The sequence below is a fragment of the uncultured Amnibacterium sp. genome, assembly GCF_964245895.1.
In the GTDB taxonomy this organism is placed as follows: domain Bacteria; phylum Actinomycetota; class Actinomycetes; order Actinomycetales; family Microbacteriaceae; genus Amnibacterium.
In genome coordinates, this window is record NZ_CAXTOQ010000136.1 from 1 (window position 1) to 9,427 (window position 9,427).

Annotated in this window: 10 protein-coding genes; 4 read left to right on the forward strand and 6 right to left on the reverse strand. The window is 75.0% G+C overall.

Annotation, left to right across the window (positions count from 1 at the left end; genetic code table 11):
• From ACFE60_RS15045 to ACFE60_RS15055, 3 genes are all read right to left on the reverse strand, one after another.
• The coding region (locus ACFE60_RS15045) for an amino acid ABC transporter permease (RefSeq protein WP_375389677.1) at positions 1 to 633 on the reverse strand (633 nt) is incomplete at its 3' end.
• Positions 630 to 1,487, reverse strand: coding sequence for an ABC transporter substrate-binding protein (locus ACFE60_RS15050; RefSeq protein ID WP_375389678.1), 858 nt, complete (start codon positions 1,485 to 1,487; stop codon positions 630 to 632). The genes ACFE60_RS15045 and ACFE60_RS15050, both read right to left, overlap by 4 nt.
• A gap of 105 nt (positions 1,488 to 1,592) precedes the next feature.
• Positions 1,593 to 2,879 (reverse strand): MFS transporter, encoded by a 1,287-nt coding sequence (locus ACFE60_RS15055; RefSeq protein WP_375389679.1) that lies wholly within the window; start codon positions 2,877 to 2,879, stop codon positions 1,593 to 1,595.
• Between the two features lie 85 nt (positions 2,880 to 2,964).
• Here ACFE60_RS15055 and ACFE60_RS15060 point away from each other — a divergent pair, with 85 nt between their 5' ends.
• The 3 genes from ACFE60_RS15060 to ACFE60_RS15070 all read left to right on the forward strand — a co-directional run bounded on the left by ACFE60_RS15060 (position 2,965) and on the right by ACFE60_RS15070 (position 4,799).
• On the forward strand, positions 2,965 to 3,840 hold the full coding sequence (locus tag ACFE60_RS15060) for a LysR substrate-binding domain-containing protein (RefSeq protein ID WP_375389680.1): 876 nt from the start codon (positions 2,965 to 2,967) through the stop codon (positions 3,838 to 3,840).
• A 112-nt stretch (positions 3,841 to 3,952) separates the two neighbouring features.
• Complete coding sequence (locus ACFE60_RS15065; protein WP_375389681.1) at positions 3,953 to 4,393, forward strand: helix-turn-helix transcriptional regulator; 441 nt, start codon at positions 3,953 to 3,955, stop codon at positions 4,391 to 4,393.
• 10 nt (positions 4,394 to 4,403) lie between these two features.
• On the forward strand, positions 4,404 to 4,799 hold the full coding sequence (locus ACFE60_RS15070; RefSeq protein ID WP_375389682.1) for a VOC family protein: 396 nt from the start codon (positions 4,404 to 4,406) through the stop codon (positions 4,797 to 4,799).
• A 75-nt stretch (positions 4,800 to 4,874) separates the two neighbouring features.
• Here ACFE60_RS15070 and ACFE60_RS15075 read toward each other — a convergent pair whose 3' ends face one another.
• The 3 genes from ACFE60_RS15075 to ACFE60_RS15085 all read right to left on the reverse strand — a co-directional run bounded on the left by ACFE60_RS15075 (position 4,875) and on the right by ACFE60_RS15085 (position 8,220).
• The gene (locus ACFE60_RS15075) at positions 4,875 to 5,336 is read right to left on the reverse strand and encodes a cupin domain-containing protein (protein WP_375389683.1); all 462 of its coding nucleotides are present in this window, start codon (positions 5,334 to 5,336) and stop codon (positions 4,875 to 4,877) included.
• A complete protein-coding gene (locus tag ACFE60_RS15080; protein WP_375389684.1) occupies positions 5,333 to 6,667 on the reverse strand; it encodes an amidohydrolase family protein in 1,335 nt (444 codons plus the stop codon). Before ACFE60_RS15080 ends, ACFE60_RS15075 begins: the two co-directional genes overlap by 4 nt.
• A gap of 149 nt (positions 6,668 to 6,816) precedes the next feature.
• A complete protein-coding gene (locus tag ACFE60_RS15085) occupies positions 6,817 to 8,220 on the reverse strand; it encodes an adenosylhomocysteinase (protein ID WP_375389685.1) in 1,404 nt (467 codons plus the stop codon).
• A gap of 106 nt (positions 8,221 to 8,326) precedes the next feature.
• Here ACFE60_RS15085 and ACFE60_RS15090 point away from each other — a divergent pair, with 106 nt between their 5' ends.
• Positions 8,327 to 9,391 carry a trans-sulfuration enzyme family protein gene (locus ACFE60_RS15090; protein ID WP_375389686.1) on the forward strand — a complete coding sequence of 355 codons (1,065 nt, stop codon included), beginning with the start codon at positions 8,327 to 8,329 and terminating at the stop codon, positions 9,389 to 9,391.
• Positions 9,392 to 9,427 lie beyond the last annotated feature (36 nt).

Genomic DNA, 9,427 nt, shown 5'->3' on the forward strand with positions numbered 1-9,427 from the left:
GAAGTCGTTGACGAGCGCCGGCACGACCCTGCGCACGCCCTGCGGCAGCACGACGAGCCGCAGCGTCTGCCCGTAGGTCAGCCCCAGCGAGCGGGCGGCGAGGCGCTGGGAGGGGTGCACGGACTCGATGCCTGCGCGCAGCACCTCCGCGACGTAGGCGGAGTACCCGATCACGAGCGCGACGCCGCCCAGGATGCGCGGGTCGATCAGCGGCAGCACCCCGAGCGCCGGGATGCCGAACCCGACCAGGTAGATCAGCACGATCATCGGCACGCCGCGGAACAGGTCCGTGTAGGCGGCTGCGAGGAACCGGAGGGGCGCGAAGACCGGTCCGCGCAGGGTGCGGACCACCGCGAGCAGCGTCGCGCAGACCGCGACGCCGATCGCGGCGAAGAACAGCACGTAGACGTTCACCCAGATGCCGGCGAGCACCGCGGGGAACGTCTTCGCCGCCTCCGCCGGGTCGAAGAAGGTCTGCTGCGCGACCGCCCAGCCCTTCGTGTTGACGACGAGGACCCACACCGCCAGGACGACGACGAGGGACGAGCCGACGGCGATCGCGACGGAGCGGATCGACCGCTGCCGCCGGAACGCGCGCCGCTCGACCTCGACGGCGGAGGGGACGCTACTCACTGGAGGACGGGGACGTCCACCTCGGAGGAGAGCCACTTGTCGGTGATCTCCTTCAGCTCGCCCGACTTCGTGATCGCGTCCACGGCCGCGCTGACCGGCGCGGTGTTCGCGGAGCCCTTCGGCAGCACGAACGCGAACTGGTCCCCGCCGGCGGTGGAGGCGAACTGGGCCGTCACGACGCCGTCGTCCAGCTGTGCGCCGGCGATGTAGAACGCGCCGGGCAGGTCGGTGACGACCGCGTCGACCTGCTTCGTCTTCAGCGCCTGCACGGCGTCGTCGACCGAGGTGTAGACGGCGGGCTGGCCGACCTCCGCGTTCACGACGGTGTAGCTGGTGGTGCCGGTCGCGACGCCGATCTTCAGGCCCTTCAGGCCCGCGATGGTCGTGACGCCGTCCGCCTTCGAGCCCTTCGACGTCACGACGGCCTGCGTCGTCGTGTAGTACGGGGAGGAGAAGTCGACGGCCTTCTTGCGGTCCGCGGTGATCGAGAACTGCTGGATGTTCAGGTCCCACGGCTTCGCGCCGGGCGTGATCGCGGAGTCGAAGCTGGAGCGCACCCACACGACGTCGCTCGCGGCGTAGCCCAGCTGCTTCGCGACCGCGTAGGTGACGGCGGACTCGAAGCCCTTGCCGGACTCGGGCCTGTCGTCCTCGACCCACGGCGAGTACGCGGGCTGGCCGGTGGCGACCGTCAGCTTGCCCGCGGTGACCGTCGTGAGCGCGGCGCCGCTCGCTGCCGCGGGGGCGGACGTGGTCGTCGACGCACCCCCGGTCGAGCCGCCGCTGCAGGCGGTGAGGGCGACGACGGTGGCGGCGGCGCCGAGGGCGGCGAGCAGGGAACGGCGACGGATCACGGCCCGGACCCTAGCGACCGCTGGTCACAGTCGTGTTTCGGCCCGTCACATTTCGTTGTGAAGGAGCTTCGCGGCCCGCGGGCGAGCAGTTCCTTCGAAGCGGGATCAGCGGGAGGTGATCGCGACCAGCGGCCGATGGGCCGACACGGCCAGCTTCAGGGAGCCGCGGCGCGCGAGCAGGATCGAGAGCACGACGCCGGCGACGGCCGGCAGCAGACCGGCGACGAGCATGCCGCCGCGCGCGCCGACCGCGTCCACGATGCCGCCCATCAGCGGCCCGCCGATCCCCTGCCCGCCGAGCACGACGAGCACCCACACCGAGATGACGCGGCCGCGCACCTCCGGCAGCGTGCTCAGCTGCACGAGCGGGTTGCCGGTCTGGAAGAAGTACTGGCTGCCGATGCCCGTCGCGACGAGCGCGACGCCGAAGGTCTGCACGGTCGGCATCAGCGCCGCGACCGCGAGCACCGCGGCCCACGCGGTGCCGCACAGCACCACGAGTCGCAGCCGCAGCGCGGTGAGCCGCGTGGAGGCGACCGCCCCGGCGACCGCGCCGACCGCGATCAGGGAGTTGAACAGCCCGTAGCCGGAGGCGCCGAGGTGGAACACCTGCGTCGCGAACGCGGCGAGCAGCACCGGCATCGTCAGCGTGAACACGCTGAGGAACGCGAGCATCAGGATCGAGTAGCGGATCGCGGGGGTCCGGAGCACGAACGCGAGCCCCTCCCGCAGCGCGTGCGGCCGCCGCGAGGGCGGCGGGACCGGCACGAGCGCACGCTCGTCGAGGCGGGTGAGCATCACGACCGTGACGCCGCAGGCGACCGCGTTCACGACGAACGCCCACCCGCCGCCGACCGCGCCGATCAGCCCGCCGGCGACGGCCGGGCCGATGAAGGCGCCCAGCTGGAAGATCGCGGCGTTGAGGTTCAGCGCGTTCTTCAGGTGGGCGCGGCCGACCAGCTCGCCCACGAACACCTGCCTGCCCGGGTTGTCGACCACGGTGACGCAGCCGATCGCGAACGCGGCGGCCCACACCATCCACACGGTCGCGGCGCCGGTGAGCGCGACGACCGCGAGGAGGACGCTGACCAGGCCGACGAGGGACTGCGTGACCATCAGCAGGCGGCGCCGGGGGAACCGGTCGACGACGATGCCGCCGTGCAGGCCGAACAGGATCGACGGCGCGAACTGCATGGCCGTGGTGATCCCGACCGCGGCGACGCTGTGGGTCAGCTGCAGGACGAGCCAGTCCTGCGCGATCCGCTGCATCCACGTGGCGCTCATGGCGAGCACGTTGGAGCCGGCGAAGCGGCGGTAGTTCGGGACGGACAGCGGCGCGAAGCCGCTGAAGGCGGGACGGAGGCGGGCGGGGAACGAGAGCGCGGAGGACATGACCGCGTTCCACGGTAGGCGGGGCTGGCATTCGCCGAGCCGATGGAGTTCGATATCCGCCATTGGATCTTCGAATGGATGAGCCGTGTACGACCCCGCCCTGCTCCGCACCTTCCTCGCCGTCGCCGGCGGCCGCAGCTTCACCGTCGCCGCTCAGCAGCTGGGCATCAGCCAGCCGACCGTGAGCCAGCAGATGCGCCGGCTCGAGGACGAGGTCGGGCGCCCGCTGTTCGTCCGGGAGACGCGCGGCGTGCGGCTGACCGAGTCCGGGGAGGCGCTCGCTGGCTTCGCGCACCGCATCCTCGGGGCGCACGCCGACGCGGAGTCGTACTTCCGCTCCTCCCCGACCCGCGGCCGCCTGCGGTTCGGCACGGCCGACGACCTCGCGATCACCCAGCTGCCGCGCATCCTGCGGCAGTTCCGCCGGCTCAACCCGCAGGTCGACCTCGAGCTGACGGTGGACCAGAGCGTCGTGCTCACCCGCCGGCTCGCGGCGGGGCACCTCGACCTGGTGTTCGTGAAGCAGCCGTCGGTGGAGGCGGGCGAGGGCGCGCTCGTGCTCCGCGACCAGTTCGTGTGGGCGGCCGAGGACCCCGAGCCGTTCGTGAAGGAGGAGCGGGTGCCGCTGATCGTGCACCGCGCGCCGAGCTTCACCCGGCAGATGGCGATCGACGCGCTCGAGGCGGCCGGCCGACGCTGGCGCATCGCCTGTACGGTCCGCGACATCAACGCGATGCTCGCCGCGACACGGGCGGGGCTGGGGATCGCGGTGCTCGCGCACTCGCTGATCCCCTCCGACCTGCAGAAGGTGGAGATCCGGCTCGGCCTGCCCGGGCTCGGCGCGGTCGACTTCCGGCTGCTGTCGAACCCCGCTGCGCCCCGGCAGGCGGTGGAGTCGCTGAGCGCCGCGATCCGCAGCGCGACCCTCTCCGCGCAGGCGCCGCTCGCCCCCTCCCGCTGACCGACCGTTCGCGGATCCGCAGAACCGCGGAGACGCGCCGCGGCTCGGGCGCCCGGAGCGGCGTGTCGGCCAGGAACTGCGGATCCGCGAGGCGGCGGTACCCTGCCACACCATGACCCCGGAGCGACGGCAGGAGCTGGTGCTGCTGCGACGCTCCCGCGACCTGATCGACCGCCGGTACGCGGAGCCGCTCGACGTGCCGGCCATCGCGGCGTCGGTGCACCTGTCCGCGGCCCACTTCAGCCGCCGGTTCCGTGCGGTGTACGGCGAGACGCCGTACCAGTACCTGATGACGCGGCGCATCGAGCGGGCGTGCGCGATGCTGCGGGCCGGCGCGACCGTGACGGAGGCGTGCATGGCGGTCGGGGCCGCGTCGCTGGGCTCGTTCTCGACCCGGTTCACCGAGGTCGTCGGCCGCACCCCGTCCGCGTACCGGGCCGCCGAGCACCCGGCGGAGGCGCAGATGCCGGACTGCACCGCCCGGGTCCTGCTGCGCCCGACGCGGACGCGGACGAGCAGGATCCGAGAAGCGGCGGGCGGCACCGCCGCCTAGCGTCGGGGCCATGCCGATCTCGCTGCGCTACTCCCCCATCACCGTCTCCGACCCGGAGGCCGCGCTCGCGTTCTACCGCGACGCGCTCGGGCTGCCGGTCGCGCAGGACGTCGCCTCCGGCGGCCAGCGCTGGATCACCCTCGGCGAGGCGGACGGCGCGCAGATCGTGCTCTCCGGGCCGGAGGCGGGTCGCTCGCCCGCGGACGGGGAGGCGCTGGAGGAGCTGGTCGTGAAGGGCGTGCTGGGTCCGTGGGTCTTCGCGACCGACGACCTGACCGGCCTGTTCGACCGCGCGGTCGCCGCCGGTGCGGACGTGGTCTCGGAGCCGGCCGACCAGCCGTGGGGCCCGCGCGACGCCGCGTTCCGCGACCCCTCCGGCAACGTGGTCCGCGTGCTGCAGTCCTGACCCACGCGCACCGCACGCTTGCCACTTTTCGCATCCGACACCCCGTGCCGCGTGCAGAAAGTGGCAAGTGTGCGGTCAGGGCTCGAGGGCGAAGTCCGCGAAGTCGAAGCCCGGGCTCACGACGCAGCTGACCAGCGCCTCGCCCTCGGACGGCAGCGTGCGCTGCCACGCGCCCGCCGGGACCAGGCCCTGGGCGCGGTCCGGGCCGAGCACGATCCGCTCGGTCGCCTCCGGCCGCTCGCCCGTGCCGCCGAGCTCGAGCACGAGCGGGTCGGGCCCGTGCCACAGCCAGATCTCGTCCGAGGTCACCGTGTGCCACGCGGACGCCTCCCCTGGCGGCAGCAGGAACAGGATCAGCGTCGCGGCCGGGCGCCGCCCGCCGCCGGTCTCGAGCGCCGCGGAGGCGGTCCACGTGCGGCGGTACCAGCCGCCCTCCGGATGCGGCTCGAGCCCGAGCGCCGCCGCCCGCGCGGGCACGTCGAGCTGCTCGATCACGGTCCCGTCGACCGCCCGGCGCACCGCGCGCGCTGCGCTCATCCGTCCTCCTCCGACCACTCGTCCGGGACTGCGGGCCCGTCGTGCCGCACGACCCCCGCCACGACCGCGAGCCGCTCGGTGGGCGCCGCCTCCACCAGCTCGGCGAGCGCGTCGGCCACCGACCCGACCGCCATCGCGAAGCCGGCCAGGTCCGCGACCGCGCCGACGGCCAGGTGCCCGAGGCGGTCGCGCCCGATGTCGACGCCCATCGCCCGCGCCCCGCCGAAGGTCGCCGCGGCCAGCAGCCGCTCGTGCAGGTCGTCCGCCGCGTAGCCCTGCTCGCGCGCGATCCGGGCGAGCAGCGCGACGTCCGCCATCGGGTCGAGCGACGGGCTCGATGCGAGCGAGTCCGTCCCGACCGCGATCGGGCTGCCCTCGCGGAGGTAGGCGGCGATCGGCGGCGCCTCCAGCCCGATCACCTCGTTCGACCGCGGGCAGAGCGCGACGGAGGTGCCGCGGGCGCGCAGCAGCGCCCGGTCCTCCGCGGCCATGTACACGCCGTGCGCGACGTGGCAGTCGGGCCCGAGGACGCCGAGGCGGTCGACGAACTCGGTGGCGGAGGCGCCGTAGCCCGCGCTCCGCAGTGCGCGGAAGCTCTCCACGCCCGCGAACCGCCAGTCCAGGTGCGACTCCCCGTCCGGGCCCGTGAGGCGCGCGCCCTCGAAGTGCGACTCGCCCAGGTGGATGTGGAGGCGGCCGCCGTGCGCGCGGACGATGTCGGGGATGTCGAGCAGCGGCTCCGCGTCGAGCGAGTACGGCGCGTGCGGGGAGAGCCCGGAGCCGGGCGTCGTCGGGACGCGCTCGAGCTCGGTGACGACCTGGTCGCGGCCGCCGCGGCGCCACGCCGCGTTCGTCCAGTTCATCACCTCCCAGTACGCGATGCCGTGCAGGCCCGCGTCGGCGAGGGCGGCGACCGCGGCGCGATCGGTGACGACGTCGGCGGCGGCCGTCACCCCCGCGGCGAGGAGGCGCGCGGTGCCCTCCCGCGCCGCGTCCGCCCAGTCCTGACCCTGCTCGTAGACGAGGGTGAAGGCGTCGGCCCAGTCGTCGAAGCCGCGGTAGCGCCCGGCGCCGACCTGCGCCATCCGCGTGTACTGCAGGTGCGTGTGCGCGTTGATCAGGCCGGGCAGCAGCGCCCCGTCGGTGCGGCGCTCGACCGCGTCGCGGCCCTCCTCCCGCAGCAGGTCCAGCACCCAGGCGCGGGTGCCGACGTGCAGTATGCGGCCGCCCTGCACCGCGACGGCGCCGCCCTGGATCGGCGGGGCGGTCATCGGCACGACGAGGTCGGCGGAGTGCACGACGATCGGCGGGTCGGCGATCGCTCCTGGCACGGCCAGAGCCTAGGGAACCCGCGCGGCCGGTTCGGGCCGCGGCGGCGACCCGTCGGATGCGGCAGCCTGCGTCGGGTCCGGCAGCGGGATCCGGCCGCCGACGCTGCCGGAACCGACGGACCCTGCCGGAGCCGGCAGCGCGAGGCGGTTCAGCGCCCGAGGTCGAACCGCGTCCGCCGCCAGTCGACGAGGCCCGCCGGGGAGGACGCGCGCCCTTCGCCTCCGCCGATCGCGAGGCCCGCGACGGCGCGGTCCTGCTCCTCCGGAAGGCGGTGCACGCCGGGCGGGAGCCGCTGCTCGAGCAGCAGCCGGATCGACGCGAGCTGGACCGCGAACGACAGGTCCATCACGTCGATCGGGTTGCCCTCCCCCGCGACGATGTTCACGCAGTCGCCGCCCGCGAGCAGGCGGACCGAGCGGCCGCCGGGCAGGCGGAGGCGCTCGACGTGCGGCGCGAGGCGCTCGACCTGCGTGCCGGGAGCCGGCAGCACCTCCTCCGGCGCCCCGCCCGCGACCGCGATCACGGCGTCGTCCCGGCAGGCGGCCAGCACCGTGCCGTCGATCGTGCTGGGCACGCCCGTCGCGGAGACGACGAGGTCCGCGTCCCGCACCGCCGTCAGGACCGGCGCGGTCGCGTACCCGGCGAACCGGGCCGCGAGCGCGCGCCGCGGGTCGAGGTCGACCACGACGACGTCCGCGCCGAGCACCCGGAGGCGCTCGGCGACGCCCTCGCCCACCGGGCCGAACCCGACGACCGCGACCCGGGACCGTGAGAGGTCGTCGTCGAGCGCGCGGGCGATCGCGAGCACGCACGTCTCCCCCGTGCCGTGCCGGTTGTCGAACCAGGTCTTCGTCACCGCGTCGTTCGCCGCCACCACGGGGATCCGCAGCTCGCCGTCGGCGGCCATCGCACGGAGCGGCGTCACGCCGCTGGTCGTCTCCTCGGTCGCGCCGATCAGGCCGGCGACCACGTCGGGGCGCTCCCGGTGGGCGAGGCGGATCACGTGGGCGCCGTCGTCGACGAGCAGCCGGGGGCGCCCGTCGAGCAGCGCGAGCGCCGCCGCGCGCTCCTCCGCCGGCGTCGCGGTCGCGGAGGCGTGCACCGCGATCCCGCGTCCCCGCAGCGCGTCCGCGACCGCGTCGTCCGTCTCGGCGGCGAAGGCGAAGGCGGCGACCTCGGCGCCCGCCTCCGCCAGCAGCAGCGCGAGCACCGCGGTCTTCGGCTCGAGGACCATCGAGATCCCGATGCGGAGGCCGCCGACCCGGGCGTCGAGCCGGGCCGCTGCAGCCGCGGAGGCGGGCATCCACCGCCGCGCCCAGTCGATCCGGTCGTCCGCGCCCGGCCCGGGAGCCTCGGCACCGAGGAGCGTGAAGCCCTCGCGGGAGAGGCCGACGGCCGCGTCCTCCTCCGCGCGCCCGCCGAACCCGCGCACGATCGCGGAGACCCGCGGGTCCTCGACGGGTAGCGCGAACGCGCGTCCGGCGACACCGAGGTTCGTCGCCGCGGAGAAGGCGACCAGGCCCGCGATCGGCGACCCGGCGATCCGCACCATGCCCCGACCCTACGGATCCGCACGCATCCGTTTTGCAGGAACATCCGCACCGCCCCGCAGACGTTCCTTCGAAGCGGGATCCGAGACCCCGCGGGAGGATGGCGGGATGGACGACAGCCCGCGCCCGCTCCGCTTCGCCACCCGCGCCGTCGGCGCCGGCCGCCCGCCGGCCGCGCCGGACGCGCCCCTGAACCCGCCCGTGGTGCTCGCCTCCACCTACGGCTCGTTCGGGGACCTCGAGTACGGGCGCTACGCCAACCCGACGTGGACCGCGTTCGAGGCGGCGCTCGGGGACCTGGAGGGGGGCGCCTGCGTCTCGTTCGCCTCAGGGATGGCGGCGATCGGCGCCGTGCTCGAGCTGGTGCCGCCCGGCGGCCTCGTCGTCGCGCCCCGGCACGCCTACACGGGCACGGTCGCGCGCCTGCGCGAGCTCGAGTCGCGCGGCGTGCTGCGGGTCGCGTGGGTGGACGTCACGGACACGGCGGCGGTGGTCGCGGCCGCGGAGGGCGCGGCCCTCGTGTGGCTGGAGTCGCCCACCAACCCCGCGCTCGAGCTGGCCGACATCCCGGCCGTCGTGCGCGGCGCCCACTCGGCCGGGGCGCTCGTCGCGGTCGACAGCACGTTCGCGACGCCGATGCTGCAGCGCCCGCTCGAGCACGGCGCCGACCTCGTCGTGCACTCGGTCACGAAGTACCTCGCGGGGCACAGCGATCTGCTGATGGGCGCGGTCGTCGCCCGCGACGCGGCTCTGGTGGAGCGGGTGACCGCGGCGCGCGCGCTCGGCGGCGCGATCCCCTCCGCGTTCGAGGCGTACCTCGCGCTGCGCGGCCTGCGCACGCTGCCCGTTCGGCTGGAGCGGGCCCAGGCCACGGCGCAGCACCTGCTGGCGCGGCTGGGCGGGCACGCGAGCGTCGTGGAGGCCCGGTACCCGGGCTTCGGCGCGATCGTGTCGATCGTGCTGCCCGATGCGGAGGCGGCGGACGCGCTGGTCCGCGGCGTGCGGGTGTGGCGGGCGGCGACCAGCCTCGGTGGCGTCGAGTCGACCCTCGAGCGCCGCCGGCGCTGGCCGGGCGAGGCGCCGACGATCCCCGAGGGGCTGGTGCGCCTCTCGGTCGGGCTGGAGGACCCGGAGGACCTCTGGGACGACCTGGCGCAGGCCCTCCCCCGCTGACCCTCCTTTCGTTCTGTAGGTCTGGCAGACCTGCAG

Excerpts from the sequence above, each read along its gene's own strand:
- ACFE60_RS15055 (WP_375389679.1), bottom strand. The coding sequence starts at position 2,879 with ATGTCCTCCGCGCTCTCGTTCCCCGCCCGCCTCCGTCCCGCCTTCAGC.
- ACFE60_RS15065 (WP_375389681.1), top strand. The coding sequence starts at position 3,953 with ATGACCCCGGAGCGACGGCAGGAGCTGGTGCTGCTGCGACGCTCCCGC.
- ACFE60_RS15070 (WP_375389682.1), top strand. The coding sequence starts at position 4,404 with ATGCCGATCTCGCTGCGCTACTCCCCCATCACCGTCTCCGACCCGGAG.
- ACFE60_RS15075 (WP_375389683.1), bottom strand. The coding sequence starts at position 5,336 with ATGAGCGCAGCGCGCGCGGTGCGCCGGGCGGTCGACGGGACCGTGATC.
- ACFE60_RS15085 (WP_375389685.1), bottom strand. The coding sequence starts at position 8,220 with ATGGTGCGGATCGCCGGGTCGCCGATCGCGGGCCTGGTCGCCTTCTCC.
- ACFE60_RS15090 (WP_375389686.1), top strand. The coding sequence starts at position 8,327 with ATGGACGACAGCCCGCGCCCGCTCCGCTTCGCCACCCGCGCCGTCGGC.